A 16094-nucleotide genomic window follows, 5' to 3' on the forward strand; every position below is an offset into this window, starting at 1 on the left:
TTGAGGACTCAACGAGACCGATCACGGCCGTTCATGACTCATTGACGGCATGCTCATGACACATCTATTGACAGAACGTCAGTACAGGACCGCGTGCGGCGCTTCCACACCTTGACGGCCAGTGTTCGACTGCGCGACATTGAAGTCCGGCATCCGGCGCTTCGGGGGGCAAAGTCGCCCATGCAGACCAAAAGGATCACGTCAGCTTCGACGGACGACGCCGAGCGGGCGCGGACGGGTCCGGGGAGGGACCTGTCGCCGCTGCTCGCGGGAGCCGCGACGGCCATCGCTGGAGTCGGCGCGCTGCTCGCGCTCACCGGTTCCGGGTCGCCGCTGCGCGCGCCGTTCACGCTGTTCTTCCTGTTCGCGGCGCCGGCTTCGGCCATCGCCGTGGCTCTGCGGGGGCTGGATCCGTTCGGCCGGGTGCTGGCCGGTGTGGTCGGATCCGTGGTGCTGACCATGCTGGTGGCACAGAGCATGCTGGCCGTGCACCGGTGGTCCGTGCGCGGCGGAGTCGTCGCCGTGACCGTGCTCAGCCTGCTGTTTCTGCTGCCGGCGCTGGTGGGTCCGCGCATTCCGCGGCGGATCGGAAAAATCCGTTCGAGTAGCGAGACATCGTCCGACAAAGTTCTGTAACGGCCATACCAACAAAAACGTGAGGCCTCGTTCCAGGTCTTGCCATACAGGTTCAATCGTCAATACCGTCGTACATCTCACCCGCATCGGTCCGTCACTACGCGGCTCCAGGGGAGGGCTCAGGGACCGCGACGGTCCGGCGCGGGGCGCGGTAGGGGGGTGCCGTGCTCGGTGAGCGCAGGTGTCATCGAGTCGTGCCGCGCGACCGACTGCCGTTTTTCGGCAGGCCGGCCAGCTTTGCCAGCTCACCCGCGTGCACGGAGATCCATGCACCGTGCCGCACGTGAGAACCCCCCTTTCGAACCGGACACATAGCCGGGCCGCCCAGGGGCGGGCGGTCCACCGGACGAGAGGGACAAGACTCATGAGTTCCGTTCTGCGCCCGCCGAGTTCGGGCCAAGATCCGTTAATGGCGGCCCAGTACGTGCCGATCTCCTCTCACCTGGCCATCGCGCCGCCGGTGAGCGTGGTGATTCCCGCCATGAACGAGGCGGAGAATCTCCCGTACGTCTTCAAGACGCTTCCGGACTGGATACACGAGGTCGTTCTGGTGGACGGCAATTCCACCGACGGCACCGTCGAAGTGGCCCGGGAGCTGTGGCCGAAGGTCAAGGTCGTCGAACAGCGCGGCAAGGGCAAGGGCGACGCCCTGATCAGCGGGTTCGAGGAGTGCTCAGGCGACATCATCGTGATGGTCGACGCGGACGGCTCGGCCGACGGCAACGAGATCGTCTCGTACGTCTCGGCCCTGGTCTCGGGCGCGGACTTCGCCAAGGGCTCCCGCTTCGCCAACGGCGGCGGCACGGACGACATGACCTTCATCCGCAAGCTCGGCAACTGGGCGCTGTGCACGATCGTCAACCGCAAGTTCGGCGCCCGCTACACCGATCTCTGCTACGGATACAACGCGTTCTGGCGGCACTGCCTCGACAGGATCGAACTCGACTGCACCGGCTTCGAGGTCGAGACCCTGATGAACATCCGGGTGGTCAAGGCGGGGCTGAAGGTGCAGGAGATACCCAGCCACGAGTATCTGCGCATCCACGGCACGAGCAATCTGCGGGCCGTCCGGGACGGCTTGCGGGTACTGAAGGTGATCCTCAAGGAGCGCTCCAACCGGCGGGCGCTGCGCCGCCGGGCGCACCGCTCGCCGATGCCGAACGCGGGCCGGGGAGAGGCGTCTTGAGAGATCCCGACATCTCCGTCGTGATCTGCGTGTACACCGAGGACCGCTGGGAGGACATCCTCGCGGCGGTCTCCTCGGTGCGCGCGCAGTCGCGGCCGGCGCTGGAGACACTGCTGGTCGTCGACCACAACCCGGCGCTCCTGGACCGGCTGGCCAAGGAGTACAAGGAGTACAAGGAGTACGAGAAGCACGGGGGGAACGAGGAGAGCGGGGCGAACGGGCCGAACGGGGAGCACGGGGCAGCAGGCGGGCCGGGCGCCGTACGGGTGCTCGCCAACGCCGGTCCCCGTGGCCTGTCCGCCGGCCGCAACACCGGCATCGCGGCCTCGCGCGGCGAGGTGATCGCCTTCCTCGACGACGACGCCGTGGCCGAGAGGGACTGGCTGCGCCGCTTCGCCGAGGGGTACGCGAACCCGCGCGTGATGGCCGTCGGCGGCCGGACGATGCCGATCTGGGCGTCGGGCCGCCGGCCGGACTGGTTTCCCGAGGAGTTCGACTGGGTGGTCGGCTGCACCTACAAGGGGCTGCCGCCCGGCCGGGTGCGGGTGCGCAATGTCCTGGGCGGAAACGCTTCTTTCCGCCGAACGGCGTTCGACCTGGCGGGCGGCTTCGCCACCGGCATCGGCCGCGACGGCGACAAACGCCCGCTGGGCTGCGAGGAGACGGAGCTGTGCATCCGGCTCACCCGTACCCGGCCGGACGCCGTGCTGCTGATCGACGACCGCGCCGTCATCCACCACCGGGTGCCCGAGGCGCGCGAGCACTTCGGGTACTTCCGCACCCGCGCCTACGCCGAGGGCCTCTCGAAGGCCCTGGTGGCGCGCAGCGTGGGCGCGGACAAGGGGCTGGAGTCCGAACGCCGGTACGCCACGCGGGTGCTGCCCGCCGGGGTCGCTCGTGGCCTGCGGGACGCACTGCTGGCCCGGCCGGGCGGTGCGGGACGGGCCGGGGCCATCGTCGCGGGGGTGCTCACCGCCGCGGGCGGGTACCTGGTCGGAAGCGTCCGGACCCGCCGGGGCGGCGCGACGTTCTCGGTGGCGGAGATCGAGAGGGGACGGGATGAGTGACACCCGCGTGCCGATCCTCATGTACCACTCGGTCGCGACCGCGCCGAACGACCCCACCCGCGCCCTGTCCGTGACACCGGAGGCGTTCGCCGAGCACATGGCGATGATCGGGGACCTGGGCTTCACCCCCGTCGACACCGCCGAGCTCGCGGCGCGTTGGCGCTCGGGCGGCCCGCTGCCCGAACGCCCGGTGCTGATCACCTTCGACGACGGCTACGAGGGCGTGCACCGGCACGCCCTGCCGGTGCTCGCCCGGCACGGCTTCGCGGCCACGCTGTTCGTCTCAACGGGCTGGATCAAGGGGGCGTACGACACCGGGGGCGGCCTGGACACCATGCTCGACTGGCCGCAGGTCCGCGAACTCGCGGGCCGCGGGGTCGAGATCGGCGGCCACAGCCACACCCACCCGCAGCTCGACCAGCTCGACGACGCGACGCTGCGGTCCGAGCTGATCCGCTGCAAGGAGATCGTCGCCGACGAACTGGGCACCGCACCGGCCTCGTTCGCGTACCCCTACGGCTACTCCAGCCGCCGGGTGCGCCGGGCGGTGCGGGACGCCGGGTTCGCCCAGGCGCTCGCCGTCGGCAACGGCCTCGCCCGGCGCCGGCAGGGGCCGTACGCCCTGCAGCGCGTCACCGTGCGCCGCGGCACGGGAATCAAGGAGTTCGAGCAGCTGCTCGAGGGCCGTGCGATCGCCCGCGCCTTCGCCCGGGACCGTGCCCTCACCAAGGGGTACGCCGTCCTCCGCAGAGCACGCCAGGTCCGCCGGAAGGCCATCCGTTCCCGTGTCTGACACGACGACCACGACCGAGGCCGCAGCACCCGAGGCGCGGGCGCCCGAGCAGTCGGGGCGCCGTCTGCGCCTGCCCGGACGGGGCCGGTCGCCCGGCGGCAACCAGCTCTTTCGGAACGCCTACGCGCTGATGCTGAACACCGGCATCTCCGCCGTCCTCGGGCTCGGCTTCTGGCTGGCCGCCGCCCGCTACTACTCCGAGTCCGCGGTCGGCCAGGGCTCCGCCGCGATCGCCGCGATGAAGCTCCTGGCCGGGCTGACCGCGGTGACCCTGACCGGCGCCCTGGCCCGCTTCATCCCGGTCGCCGGGCGCAGCACCGGGCGGCTCATCTTCCGTACGTACGCGGGCAGTTCGCTGATCGTGGCGCTGGGCGCGGGCGTCTTCCTGATGACGCTGGACGCGTGGGGGCCCTCGTACCGCTTCCTGCACGGCCCGCTCAACGGCCTCGGGTTCGTCATGGCCGTCGTCGCCTGGAACCTGCTCACCCTCCAGGACGGCGTGCTGACCGGGCTGCGCAGCGCGCCCTGGGTGCCGGTGGGCAACACCGTGTTCTCCGCCGTCAAACTGGGGCTGCTGGTCGCCTTCGCCGTGGCGATCCCCACGACCGGTGTCTTCGTGTCCTGGGTCGCCGCCATCGGCACCTCCGTGCTGCCGCTCGGCTGGCTGGTGTTCCGCCGTCTGGTGCCCCGGCACGTCAAGGCGACCGAGGACCGCGCCAAGCCGCCCACGCTGAAGGAGATCGGCACGTTCCTCGCCGGGGACTACACCGGCTCGCTGTTCTCGCTCGCCGTGGTCTACCTCGTCCCGGTCATCATCGCCGCGCAGGTCAGCTCCGAGGAGAACGCGTACTTCTACATCACCACCACGATCGGCGGCACGATCAACCTGCTCGCCATCAACATGGGCGCGTCCCTGACCGTCGAGGGCTCTCACGACCCGGCGCGGCTGGCCGCCAACACCCGTGCCGCGCTGCGCCGGATGGCCCGCATCATGCTGCCGATCTGCGGGCTGCTGTTCGCGGGGGCGCCGTGGATCCTCGGCGTGTTCGGCACGGGCTACGCGGACGCGGCGACGCCGCTGCTGCGCTGGTTCGCGGTCGGCGCGCTGCTGCGGGTCGTGATGGAGACGTACTTCGCCGTGCTGCGCGCCCAGAGCCGCACCGCCGGACTCGCCTGGCTGCAGGGCCTGCTGTGCGTGCTGGTGCTCGGCCTGACGCTGCTGCTGCTCCCGCGCATGGGCCTGACCGGCGCGGGCGTCGCCGAGATCTCCAGCCTGGCGGTGATCGTGGCGATCGCGGCGCCCCGGCTGTGGAGGACGGTCCGGGCCGCGCCGCCCGTCGTGCCGGAGACGGCGGCGCCGGACGGGGACCTCGCCGACCTGGGGACGCCCGAGGTTCCCGCCGCCGACCGGCCGCGCCGCCGGGGCCCGGCCTGGGCGCTGGACAGCGACACCCTCGCGCTGGGCATCCACGTCGACTTCGACCACGTCGAGCGCCGTCCCGACGTGCGTCCCGGTCCGGGCACCCCGCCCACGGGCACGCCCGTGGTAGACCCCGGCCGGGGCCGGGCGAGGGAGCCGGGCCCGCAGGCGTCGCCGGGACCCGCGAAGGCCTCGCCGCCGCGGGCGGCGGAGGTGGACGCGCCGTTCGAGTCCCCCTTCACCCTCGACCGGTCGGCCGACGTCCCGGAGGCGTCGGACGACTACGCCGAGGAGCCCTCGGGCGAGGCGGTCGTACCGGACGCGGAGGCCGTGCCCGAGCCGCCGCCGCGGTCCCTGCGGGAGCGTCTGCTCCCCACCCGCGCGGGCGTCGTCCTCGGCTGTCTGCTGATCGCCGCGCTCCTGCTCTACTGGGTGCCGGCCCTGCGGCTCGGCGAGTCCGACCTGGACCGGATGGGCGGGCTGGGCCTGATCTCGGTCCTGCCGCTGCCGACGCTGGTCGGGGCGGCGCTGCTCATCGCGGTGTTCGCCGCGCTGCTCTGGCTGCGCCGCGAACACCGGACGCTGCTGTTGGTCACGCTCCTGGCGACCGTGGTGTCGTTGCACGCCCTGCCCGCCGTCATCGAGACGGAGCCGCGGTTCGCGACGGCCTGGCAGCATCTGGGCTTCATCGACTACATCGACCGCACCGGATCCGCCGTGCCGGACCTGGACGCGCGCTGGAGCTGGCCCGGCTTCTTCGCGGCGGCCGCCTTCGTCGCCCGGGCCTGCGGGGTCACGGACTTCACCGAGATCATCCGCTGGTGGCCGCTGGCCATTCAACTCGCCTATCTGCCGCCGCTGTTCCTGCTCGTGCGCTCGATGCGGGCGAGCTGGCGGGCCCGGTGGACCGGCATCTGGATCTTCGCGCTCTGCGGCTGGGTCGGCCAGGACTACTTCTCCCCGCAGGGCTTCACCTATCTGCTGTACCTGGCCTTCGTGGCGATCCTCCTCGTGTGGTTCCGCGCCCCGCACGTGATCTGGACGAGGTTCCGGCCGGGCGAGGCGGAGGTCGAGCCGACCGACCGGCGCCAACGGGCCGTGCTGCTGGCGGTGTTGATCGGCCTGTACGCGGCGAGCGTGCCCGCGCACCAGCTCACCCCGTTCGTGATGCTGGGCGTGCTCGCGGCGCTGGTGCTGATCGGCAGGTCGGAGCTGCGCGGACTGCCGATCCTGTTCGGGGTGGTGGCCGCGGTGTGGCTCGGGTTCATGGCCGAGCCGTACTGGTCCGGGCACTTCGACGACCTCTTCGGCGGGGTCGGCGGCGTCGGCAGCAATGTGTCCACCTCCGTCTCCGGCCGGATCCAGGGCGGCAGCTCGACCCACAAGCTGGTGCTGTACACCCGGGTGCTGCTGGCCGGCGGCGTGATGACCTTCGCCTGCTGGGGCTGGTGGCGGCGGCGCGACCACAAGTACCGCGAACGGTCGCTGCTGGTGCTCACCTTCGTCCCGTTCCTGGGCTTCGGCATGCAGTCGTACGGCGGCGAGATGGCGCTGCGCGTCTTCATGTTCGCCCTGCCCGGCGCGGCCCTGCTGGCGGGCCTCGCCCTCTTCCCGCGCACCGGCGTCACCGCGAAGGAGCGCGAGAAGGACCGGGTGAGCCTGGCACCGCCGGCCGCGCTGCTGGCGGGTCTGCTGCTCATGGGCGGCTTCCTGGTGGCCCGCTGGGGCAACGAGCCGTTCGAGCGGATCCGGCCCGGCGAGGTCGCCGCCATGGACTACGTGTACGCCCACGACAAGCCGACGGTACGGCTGCTGTGGCTGAGCAACGACACGGTCAGCAACGTCACCCCGGCGATGCCGTGGGGCGCGCGGGACATGGAGCGGGTCAGCTATGTGCCGACACTGGCGCCGACCGACCCGGTGCTGGTGTCCGGCCTGGTCAAGGCGCTCAAGGACGCGGGTCCGAACTCGTATCTGATGATCAACGAGAGTCAGGTCACGTATCTGCAGATGGACGTGGGCTACTCGGCGACCTGGCCGGACCGGCTCGTGCGGAACCTGGACGACCGGCAGGAGCTGCGGAAGGTCCTGGCCAACGACGACGTGACCATGTACGCCCTGCGCAAGCGACCCGCGGGCGAGGTGCCGAAGCCGGCTCCCGGTCCGATCGGGCCGCGGGTGACGTGGACGCCCTGGTCGGTGGTCGGCGCTCTGGCGGCCGTCGCGCTGATCCTGCTGCTCACCGCCCGCGAGGTGGTCCGGGTCGCGACCCGGCCGAGCGTGCGTCAGCTGCGGTGGCTGCAGAGCAGCTTCTGGTTCTCGCTGCCCCTGCTGGCGGTGGTGTTCGCCTCGCTGGTGCAGCGGTTCCTGACAATGAAGTGAGGGCGCCGGCCCACGGGGCGGGGTGGCTCACCCGGGGTGGCTCACCCGGTGAGCCACTTCACCTCGTACGCCCGCATGTCGAACCGCTTGCCGTCGACCCGCGCGCTGATCGGCCGGTCGAGGACGTTGACCACCAGGACCGTCCTGTCGGTGGCGAGGACGCGGACGTTGGGCATGTCGTCCGCGGCGACGGGCACGGCTCTGAACCGCGTGCCCGGCGGGAAGGCCCGGCCGAACCGTGCGACCAGGTCGTACATGGGCAGTTCCCGGCCGCCGGCGCCGCTGTCGGTCGGCGTCCACAGGCAGCCGGCGCAGGCGGTGCCCTTCTCCTCCTCCGGGTTCCAGTAGAAGCCGGAGTCGGCGCCGCCCCTGACCATGGCGATCATCCCGGTGGCCTGGACGGCGAGCCGGTGGGTCTCGGACCAGCCCTTGCGGTCGTCGTTGCCGTCGCCGGGCACGGCGGGCTCAACGTAGTACTCGGCCCACCACAGCGGCAGGTCATGCGTCTGCCCCCGTACCCACTCGCCGACGGCGGTGAGCTTGTCGGTGGCCGCGAACTCGTCGGGCAGCATGTCGTCGTCGTTGGTGTAGCTGGAGCCGTCGACGACCACGAAGTCGGCGCCCGCCCGGTGAGCGTTCCAGTATTTGAAGGCGTCGAGGACCCGCTGGTCCATGGCGCCCCAGGCGCCTTTGAGGGTCGTCGACGCGTCCTCCTTCTGCCGCGGGTCGACGCTGTCCATGACCAGGTACGGCCCGCCGACCATGATGTCCTTGTTCACCTTCTTCAGCGCCTTGTACACGAGGTTGTACATCGTCGTGTAGCCCTCGTAGTCCCAGCGGCCCCTGGCGTCGTTCCAGAAGCCCTTGAACTCGTTCCAGACGATGAAGTGGCGTACGTCCGGATAGCGCTTGGCGACGGTCGCGGCGAGGTTCGCGAAGTCCTGGTAGTGGTCGGGCGTCGGGGCGGTCTCCAGGGCGGCCTGGCTCCAGTCGGTGTGGTCGACGCCGGCCTTGCCGCCCTTCATCCAGTCCGGGGAACAGCACAGCGTGATCACCGGGGTGGCGCCCGACCTGCGCATGAAGTCGATACGGCGGTCCATCGCGCCGAAGTCGTAGCGCCCCTCGACCGGTTCGGGGTTGTCGGCGCCCCAGCCCATGATGTGCTGGTTCTGCGGCAGCCCGCCGTTCTTCGCCAGGAGTTGCTCGACACGCCCGGTGGCGGCCGCGCTGCCCTCGTCGGCGCTGTACTGGGTGTGGGTGAATCCCCAGCCCACGTACGGCCGTGTCGTCCCGGGCGGGGTGGCCGGCGTGCCGTGCACCTTGTCGCCGTCGCGGGAGGTGCCGGCGGTGCTCGCGCCGCTCCCGGGAAGCGTGTTGATCAGGGTCACCACCAGGGCCAGTGCGGCCATGCCCACGCCGAGAAGGGCGATGAGCCGCGACCGCCCCGCCCCCGAATTCCACCCATGACGTCCCATCGAGGACAACAGTAAGGGCGAATTTCGCGGTGGGGGGAGGGCTTGGGAACACCCGGGACAAGCGGCGGAAATGCAGTGCGCCGAGCCCGTCGGTGCCGGATCATGGCGGCATGTCTGCGAACCCACACGACGCTCTGCCGATCCGGCTCAACGTCGACGACTCCGACTCGCCGTCCGACGTCGTCGACGCGCTGTTCCTCGGCCGCTTCGCGACGGGCGAGCAACCGTACTCGCACGCGGCCAACATCGACCGGGTGCGCTCCGGCGCGACGCTGCTGCCGCAGGGCGCCCGCGTGCTGCGCGTGGCCCGCGACGACGACCGCAGCGCGACGCTCGCCGAGGGCGACGGCTGGACGCTGCTGGTCTCCCGCTGGAACCGGGGCGCGGACGTCACGGTGACGGCGACCACCGCCGAGCTGGCGAAGAAGGTCCTCGAACAGGCCACGGACGGCGCGGCCGACGAGCCCGAACCGCAGCCGGAGAACGTGACGATGGGCTTTTGGTACGTGTCCCCCCGCCGGGGCCCGCACCGTACGACCCGGCAGATCTCCGCGGGCACCTGGGACGAGGTCCGGCCCAACTACACGGCCCCGGTCGCGGACGCGATGGACCGCCTGATGAAGACGACCCCGGAGGACATCGCGGGCCGACTGCTCCTGCTGCACGGCCCGCCCGGCACCGGCAAGACCTCGGCCCTGCGCACGCTCGCCCGCTCCTGGCGTGACTGGTGCCAGGTGGACTGCGTCCTCGACCCCGAGCGGCTGTTCTCCGACGTCGGCTATCTGATGGACATCGCGATCGGCGAGGACGACGGGGCGGGCAAGGGCCGCTGGCGGCTGCTCCTGCTGGAGGACTGCGACGAACTGATCCGCGGCGAGGCCAAGCACACGGCGGGCCAGGCGCTGTCGCGGCTGCTGAACCTGACCGACGGCCTGCTGGGCCAGGGCCGCAACGTCCTGGTCGGCGTCACGACCAACGAGGACCTGGAGCGTCTGCACCCCGCCGTGGTCCGCCCCGGCCGCTGCCTGGCCCGGATCGAGGTGGGCCCGCTGACCCGCAACGAGTCGGTGACCTGGCTCGGCACCGAGGAGGGCGTCGGCCGCGACGGGGCCACGCTGGCGGAGCTGTACGCGCTGCGCCGGGGCACGTCACCGACCTCGGTACCGGGGGCGCGGGACGGGGCGGACGCGGGTCTGTACCTGTAGCGCGGCCGCGGCGGGCCCGTGCGGCCGGCCGGTGCTTTGATGGACGTATGACCCTGTACGTCGGTACGTCGGGGTGGCAGTACAAGGACTGGCGGGACGTCCTGTACCCCGCCGACGTACCCGTGCGGCTGTGGCTGGAGGAGTACGCGGCGCACTTCGCCACGGTGGAGCTCAACAACGCGTTCTACCGGCTGCCGACGCGGGAGAACTTCGAGGCGTGGCGGGAGCGGGTGCCGGCCGGCTTCGTGGTGGCGGTGAAGGCGAGCCGCTACCTCACGCACATCAAGCGGCTGAAGGACCCGGCGGAACCGGTCGACCGAATGATGACGCACGCGGCCGGCCTGGGCGACCGGCTCGGACCGGTGCTGCTCCAGCTGCCGCCGACGCTGCGGGTCGCGCCGGACCTGCTGGACGCCTGCCTGGCCTGCTTCCCGCCCGGGACCCGGATCGCGGTCGAACCCCGCCACGACTCGTGGTGGACGGCCGAGGTGCGCACGATCCTCGAATCCCGCGGCGCCGCCCTGTGCTGGGCCGATGTGCAGGCCCGCCCGGTGACACCGCTGTGGCGCACCACCGACTGGGGCTACGTCCGCTTCCACGAGGGCCGCGCCCGGCCGTGGCCGCGCTACGGCCACCGGTCCCTGGAGACGTGGGTCGACCGCATCGCGACGACCTGGTCCGACGACCACGACGTCCACACCTACTTCAACAACGACCCCGGCGGGGCGGCGGTGGAGGACGCGGTGGTGTTCGGGAGGGCGGCGACCCGGGCGGGACTGACGGTCACCCGCACTCCGAGTGAACTGTCGCACCGGCACCGAAGATCCGCCGCGGCTCACCCCTCCCCGTAGGCCGCCCGCAGGGCATCCCGCACGGCGGCCAGCGCCGCACCCTCGTCCAGCCCCAGCCGCCGCACCCGCTCCGCGTAGGCCTGCGCGGCCGACGCCGCCTCCCGCTCCGCGGCCGAGCCGGCGGCCGCCACGAACGTTCCGTTGCGCCCCCGCGTCTCGATCACCCCGTCCGTCTCCAGCGCCCGGTACGCCTTGGCCACCGTGTTCACGGCGAGCCCCAGCGACTCGGCGAGCCCCCGCACGGTCGGCAGGCGGTACCCCACCGGCAGCACTCCTGCCCTGGCCTGCTCGGAAATCTGCGCCCGCACCTGCTCGTACGGCGGCACGCTCTCGTCGATGTGGATCTTCAAGGTCACGGCCCGATTCTCCCGTATCCGCCGGAAAATGGGAGGCAGCACTGCACGGGTCCCGCATACCGTGCGACCCCATGACAGTCATCGTGCGCGACCTGCGTCCAGGTCACCGAGCCGACGCCGAGGGCTTCGCCCGGGTCCGGCAGCTCGCACTCCCCTACTTCCTGATGACCGCCGACTCCGTCGCCTACGACCTCGCCCACGCCCATCCCGACGCCCACTTCCGGCCCCTCGTGGCGGAGGAGGACGGCGAGATCATCGCCACCGCCCAGGTCGGCATCGCCCACGACAGTCCGCGGCCCGGCCAGGGCTACCTGAACGTGTACACGACGCCGGAGCGGACGGGCCGCGGCGCCGGCGCCCTGCTGGTGCGCGCAGCCGAGGAGCATCTGGCCGCGCACGGGGCGACGAAGCTGTTCGCGTGGGTCCTGGACGAGCCCGGCAACCGCGCCTTCGCCGAGCGCCGCGGCTACCGCGCGAGCCGCTCCGCGCACTTCCTCCGCCTGGACCTCGCGAACGGCGCCCTGCCCCCGCGCGCGCAGCTCCCGCCGGGTGTCGAGCTGCGGACCGGCGCCGACTTCGCCGACGATCCGCGCCCCCTGTTCGAGCTGGACGCGGAGGCGATGCGCGACGAACCGAGCGACATCAGCTACGAGTTCACGGACTATCAGGCCTGGCTCGACGAGGGCTGGGACCATCCGCTGACCAGTCAGGATCTGACGTCGGTCGCGGTGGCCGAGGGCCGTCCCGTCGCCTTCAGCGTGGCCCGCACGGACGGCGGCACCCGCTACGGCACCGTGATGACGGGCACCGCCCGCGCCTTCCGCGGCCGCGGCCTGGCCAAGCTCGCCAAGAACGACTCCCTGCACCGGGCGCGCGCGGCCGGGTACACGGAAGGGTTCACGGGCAACGACAGCGGCAACGGGCCGATGCTCGCGATCAACAAGTGGTTCGGTTACGACGTGTGCGCGACGGAGGTGCGGTATGTCCGCGAACTCGGCTGAGCGGGCGGCTCCCGTGGAGGTCGTCCTGGTCAAGGGCGGCCGTACGAAGATCCGTTACGCGGCGCAGCTGCTCGGCGACGACGGCGTGCGGGTCTCGGTACGGGCGCCGTGGGCGGGCGCGGGCGTCCGCGACTTCGGCTTCGTCCGCTTCGAGCCCGGTGACGTGTTCACCGAGCACTACTGGCGGGACCGCTGGTACTCCGTGAAGGAGGTGCGCGCGGCCGACGGGGTCCTCAAGGGCTGGTACTGCGACATCACCCGCCCGGCCACCCTCTTTGGCGCGGAGCTCGTCGTCGAGGACCTGGACCTGGACCTGTGGCGCTCCGCCGACGGCACGGACGTACGGCGCCTGGACGAGGACGAGTTCGCCGAGAGCGGGCTGGCGGAGCGGGACCCCCGGGCCGCGGCCGCCGCGCTGGCCGCGCTCGACGAGTTGGAGGCCCTGGCCCGGGCGGACGGTTTCGGGGCCCTGCTGCCCTGAGCGGCTCGCGCCGAGCGGTTCCCGCCGCTCAGGGCGGGTCTCACCCCGTCGTCACCAGCACCGCGTACCGCTCGTCCGCCACGTCCTTGCCCCACAGCCGCGCGTCGCCGGACAGCCGCTCCACGCGCGCGTGGACGCCGAGCGGCTCCAGGAGGGCGACTAGCCGGTCGGCGGGTATGCCGACCGGGCTGACCGTCCCCCACACGCCCTCGACCAGCACGAGCCGCCCTCCCGGCCGCAACAGTCCTCGCCAGTGGCGCAGGACGCGGGCGGGGTCGGGCAGCGTCCACAGCACGTGCCGTACCAGGACGACGTCGTAGCGCTGCTCCCCCACCGGAGGTGCCGTCGCGTCGCCGACGAGGAACGCCGCGTCACGGCCGGCGAGCTTGGCGCGGGCCCGTTCCACCATGGCCGGGGACAGGTCGACTCCGGTGACCCGGTGTCCACGCTCGGCCGCGAGGAGCGACAGACTGCCGGTGCCGCAGCCGAGGTCGAGGACGTCGGCGGGGCGCGTCGGCAGCCATTCCTCCAGCCTGGCCGCCCAGGCGGCACGCACCTCGGGGTCGCGCAGTCCGTGGTCCGGCTCGTCGTCGAAGGCGACGGCCTCGGCGTCCCAGTCGACACCCACCGCGCTCGTGCGATCACTCTCGTTCGTCATGGTCCCCAGAGTGACACCCACCACTGACAGTCGATTCGTGACTGCGACCACAGACAGACCCGCACCGATGAGGAACTCTCCCGGAAAGGGTCTACCCCGTGACATCACGGAGCCCGGTAGACACCGAAGGAGGCAGCCATGCGCCGCGTCACCGTGCACAAGCCCCTGAAGAGGACCGACACCGGCCGCCGCATCCGCGAGGATTCCGACGACCGCCCCACGGCCCGCCCCGAGGTGCGCAAGGACATAGCCCGCACCTGGTGGCCGGACGGCTGAGGGACGCGCGCCTAGAGCTCGGCATCCCAGCGCGCCCGCAGTGACGCCCCGCCCGCGAGGCTGTCGTCGAGGAACACCGACAACTCGTGCAGGGCGTCCAGGGCACGCTCGAGGTTGGGGCCCCGGTGGCCGTTGGCGATGGCGAGGTGGAACCAGATGAGGGGGTCTGCCCACACCCTGCGGTCCGGCTCCGCGAGAAGGTCGCAGAATTCCCGGTAGCTCCGCAGTCGCCCCTCGGGTTCGAGGAGAACGTCGGTGCCGATGCTGGACTGTGTCGCGTAGTAGACCTCACAGGCGGCGAAAGCCACGTGGACCTTCAGTATCAGCGCGGCCAGTCTCGTGTCGTCCTTGCCCGGCAGGCTCAGAAACGGTATGTCGTGCCGGGCGCGGGTCATTTGGGCGAACAGACAGGCGGTCATCCACACGCTGGAGACCAGCGCGATACCCGCCCCCGCGAACCAGGCGGCGCTCTTGCCGTCGATCTCCCGCGGTTCGCCGAGGACCTGCGCGGGCCGGTAGCAGCCATGCCGCTCGACGGAGGTGGCGAAGAGGGAGAGCCGGTGGTGCACTTCAGCGGTGTGCCACCTGAGGGGGTTGAGGTACGACGTGTTCTGGGTCTCGCGTTGAACCCGCTTGCCGTCCCGCCGTTGCTGCCGGCTGGTCAGCCACGCGAGCCCCATCGAGATGATGCCTGAGGTCAACGCCGAGACCAGCGCTACCAAGAGGGTGTCCACGCAGACAAGGGTGGCAGACATCCTGAGCGGCACGGTTGATGAAGTCAAAGGCCCCGTACCCGGCTGGTGCGGGGCCTTTGACGTGGCTCGGGGTGGCTACTTGGTGATCGTCACCGTCGTCCGGGTCGTCGCGGACGTGCGCCGACCGTCGCCCTTGTACGTGGCGGTGTAGGTGAAGTCACCCGTCTCGCGCGGGCGTTCCGTGAACGTGAACTCGCCCGTCGCCGTGGAGACGGGGAACGTGCCGACCGGAGTTCCGGTCGGGTGTTGCGCGTCCGTGCGGCTCACGTCGACCGTGGTGCCCGCCGGGAAGGGTTCCTCCGCCGACAACCGGCCGGTGATGGTCAGGTCCTTGCCCCTGCGGGAGGCCGCGGGGGCCTGGAGACTGAGGGTGGTGTCCAACTTGCCTGCGTCCGGGAGGACGTGGAGCGTGGGGGCGCTGCCGTAGGACTGGCCCGTGATCGCGAACAGGCGGTTCTCGTCCGGGGCCCAGGCGAGGCCGTCGCGCTGGAGGTCGTTCACGGCGTACTCGTGCAGCGACGGCCAGGTGGTACCCGGGCGGTAGGTCTTCACGAAGTCGCCGGCCGCGCCCGTCGCCACCGTTCCGTCGGTCGCCACGGCCACCGCGTTGGGGAACTGCCAGCTCGAATAGGAGCCGTTCGACGACAGGTCCGACAGGCGGACGATCTGGTGGTCGTAGGGGTTGTTCGCCGCTACGACGATGTTCTGGCCGTCCGCCGTCACCGCGAAGTCGTTGAGGTACGAGACGGACGGCGACGAGATGAAGGAGCGCTCGGTGCGCTTCTGCAGGCCACCGGCCGCCGTGTCGTAGACCGCCAGGCCGGCCGGGCTGACGCCCTCCTCGCCCGCCACCAAGACGTTCGGGTCGGCGGGGGACGAAGCCAGGGACGGGGCGTAGTACCAGTACCGGCCGCTCGGCACGAGCGTCGCCGCCGGGTCCGCGGAGGCCACGTCGAGCGCGCCGATGCCGCCGTTGCCGGCGACCGTGTAGCCGAACCACAGCTTGCCTCCCGCCATCGCCAGGCTCTGGGGCGAGGTGTCCGCGCCGGTCGGGTAGCGCTTGGTCTCGGTAAGGGTGGCGGTGTCGATCTCGGCGATCGCCCCGGCCGTCGACAGGGCCACGTACAGCTTGCTGGAATCCGCCGAGAGCACGAGGCCCGATGCCCCCTCCTCGGCGGTGATCTGCTGGACGACCGTGCCCGCGTAGTCGGTGACGACGATGCTGCCGCCGGTCGGGTCGCTGACGAACACCCGGTCGTGCACTCCGCCGACAACGATGTCCCGGAACGAGGTGCTGGGCAGCGCCACGCCGGCCTCCTCGGCCGCGGCCGTCGTCGCACCCGCCCAGATCAGGGGCAGTGAGCCGACCAGTGCCGCTGCCACCGCGACGGCGGTGCGCTTGTGGATACGCAAGTGAACGAAACCTCCTCGGAGTTGGGGCGGCCAATTCGACCTCCCGTTCGAAGAGCGCAGGGAGGTGGACATGTGTCACTGGGACTCGCCGGGCCGCGGCCACCACATCAATCGGCTGGCCAGGACGCCTCGTCGCCCG

General features: G+C 71.5%; 15 protein-coding genes. 10 read left to right on the plus strand and 5 right to left on the minus strand.

The genetic code is table 11. The annotated features are described in order from the left end of the window. Nucleotides 1-93: 93 nt before the first annotated feature. From IPZ69_RS06180 to IPZ69_RS06200, 5 genes are all read left to right on the plus strand, one after another. Nucleotides 94-636 (plus strand): hypothetical protein, encoded by a 543-nt coding sequence (locus tag IPZ69_RS06180; RefSeq protein ID WP_308407430.1) that lies wholly within the window; start codon nt 94-96, stop codon nt 634-636. A 364-nt stretch (nt 637-1000) separates the two neighbouring features. Beyond that, entirely contained in the window at nt 1001-1822 is an 822-nt protein-coding gene (locus tag IPZ69_RS06185; protein WP_235452962.1) for a glycosyltransferase family 2 protein, read from the plus strand. After that, on the plus strand, nt 1819-2889 hold the full coding sequence (locus tag IPZ69_RS06190; RefSeq protein ID WP_235452963.1) for a glycosyltransferase family 2 protein: 1071 nt from the start codon (nt 1819-1821) through the stop codon (nt 2887-2889). Before IPZ69_RS06185 ends, IPZ69_RS06190 begins: the two co-directional genes overlap by 4 nt. Continuing rightward, nucleotides 2882-3682, plus strand: a complete 801-nt coding sequence (locus IPZ69_RS06195) for a polysaccharide deacetylase family protein (protein ID WP_235452964.1) — start codon at nt 2882-2884, stop codon at nt 3680-3682. Before IPZ69_RS06190 ends, IPZ69_RS06195 begins: the two co-directional genes overlap by 8 nt. Next, nucleotides 3675-7484 (plus strand): lipopolysaccharide biosynthesis protein, encoded by a 3810-nt coding sequence (locus IPZ69_RS06200; protein WP_235452965.1) that lies wholly within the window; start codon nt 3675-3677, stop codon nt 7482-7484. Before IPZ69_RS06195 ends, IPZ69_RS06200 begins: the two co-directional genes overlap by 8 nt. 41 nt (nt 7485-7525) lie before the next feature. Here IPZ69_RS06200 and IPZ69_RS06205 read toward each other — a convergent pair whose 3' ends face one another. Beyond that, nucleotides 7526-8959: a GH39 family glycosyl hydrolase gene (locus tag IPZ69_RS06205; RefSeq protein ID WP_235452966.1), complete on the minus strand. Its 1434-nt coding sequence runs from the start codon at nt 8957-8959 to the stop codon at nt 7526-7528. 110 nt (nt 8960-9069) lie between these two features. Here IPZ69_RS06205 and IPZ69_RS06210 point away from each other — a divergent pair, with 110 nt between their 5' ends. Together IPZ69_RS06210 and IPZ69_RS06215 are read left to right on the plus strand one after the other, a co-directional pair. Next, nucleotides 9070-10164 (plus strand): DUF5925 domain-containing protein, encoded by a 1095-nt coding sequence (locus tag IPZ69_RS06210; protein ID WP_235452967.1) that lies wholly within the window; start codon nt 9070-9072, stop codon nt 10162-10164. Nucleotides 10165-10211: 47 nt separating this feature from the next. Then, nucleotides 10212-11015, plus strand: a complete 804-nt coding sequence (locus IPZ69_RS06215) for a DUF72 domain-containing protein (RefSeq protein WP_235452968.1) — start codon at nt 10212-10214, stop codon at nt 11013-11015. Here IPZ69_RS06215 and IPZ69_RS06220 read toward each other — a convergent pair. Further along, nucleotides 11000-11371 (minus strand): GntR family transcriptional regulator, encoded by a 372-nt coding sequence (locus tag IPZ69_RS06220; protein ID WP_235452969.1) that lies wholly within the window; start codon nt 11369-11371, stop codon nt 11000-11002. The genes IPZ69_RS06215 and IPZ69_RS06220 overlap by 16 nt on opposite strands. 71 nt (nt 11372-11442) lie before the next feature. Between IPZ69_RS06220 and IPZ69_RS06225 the strand changes: the two genes are divergently transcribed. Next, nucleotides 11443-12372: a GNAT family N-acetyltransferase gene (locus IPZ69_RS06225; protein WP_235452970.1), complete on the plus strand. Its 930-nt coding sequence runs from the start codon at nt 11443-11445 to the stop codon at nt 12370-12372. Next, nucleotides 12353-12853, plus strand: a complete 501-nt coding sequence (locus tag IPZ69_RS06230; RefSeq protein ID WP_235452971.1) for a DUF402 domain-containing protein — start codon at nt 12353-12355, stop codon at nt 12851-12853. The genes IPZ69_RS06225 and IPZ69_RS06230 overlap by 20 nt, the downstream gene beginning before the upstream one ends. 40 nt (nt 12854-12893) lie before the next feature. Here the strand turns inward: IPZ69_RS06230 and IPZ69_RS06235 are convergent, their stop codons facing one another. Beyond that, entirely contained in the window at nt 12894-13511 is a 618-nt protein-coding gene (locus tag IPZ69_RS06235) for a class I SAM-dependent methyltransferase (protein WP_235452972.1), read from the minus strand. 138 nt (nt 13512-13649) lie between these two features. On the opposite strand from IPZ69_RS06235, the gene IPZ69_RS06240 reads away from it, so the two are divergent. Next, nucleotides 13650-13787 carry a hypothetical protein gene (locus tag IPZ69_RS06240; RefSeq protein WP_235452973.1) on the plus strand — a complete coding sequence of 46 codons (138 nt, stop codon included), beginning with the start codon at nt 13650-13652 and terminating at the stop codon, nt 13785-13787. An 11-nt stretch (nt 13788-13798) separates the two neighbouring features. Here the strand turns inward: IPZ69_RS06240 and IPZ69_RS06245 are convergent, their stop codons facing one another. Next, entirely contained in the window at nt 13799-14521 is a 723-nt protein-coding gene (locus tag IPZ69_RS06245; protein WP_235452974.1) for a hypothetical protein, read from the minus strand. A gap of 96 nt (nt 14522-14617) precedes the next feature. Continuing rightward, entirely contained in the window at nt 14618-15955 is a 1338-nt protein-coding gene (locus IPZ69_RS06250; RefSeq protein WP_235452975.1) for a hypothetical protein, read from the minus strand. Nucleotides 15956-16094: the final 139 nt, after the last annotated feature.

The sequence above is a fragment of the Streptomyces olivochromogenes genome, assembly GCF_021538895.1.
GTDB lineage: Bacteria > Actinomycetota > Actinomycetes > Streptomycetales > Streptomycetaceae > Streptomyces > Streptomyces olivochromogenes_A.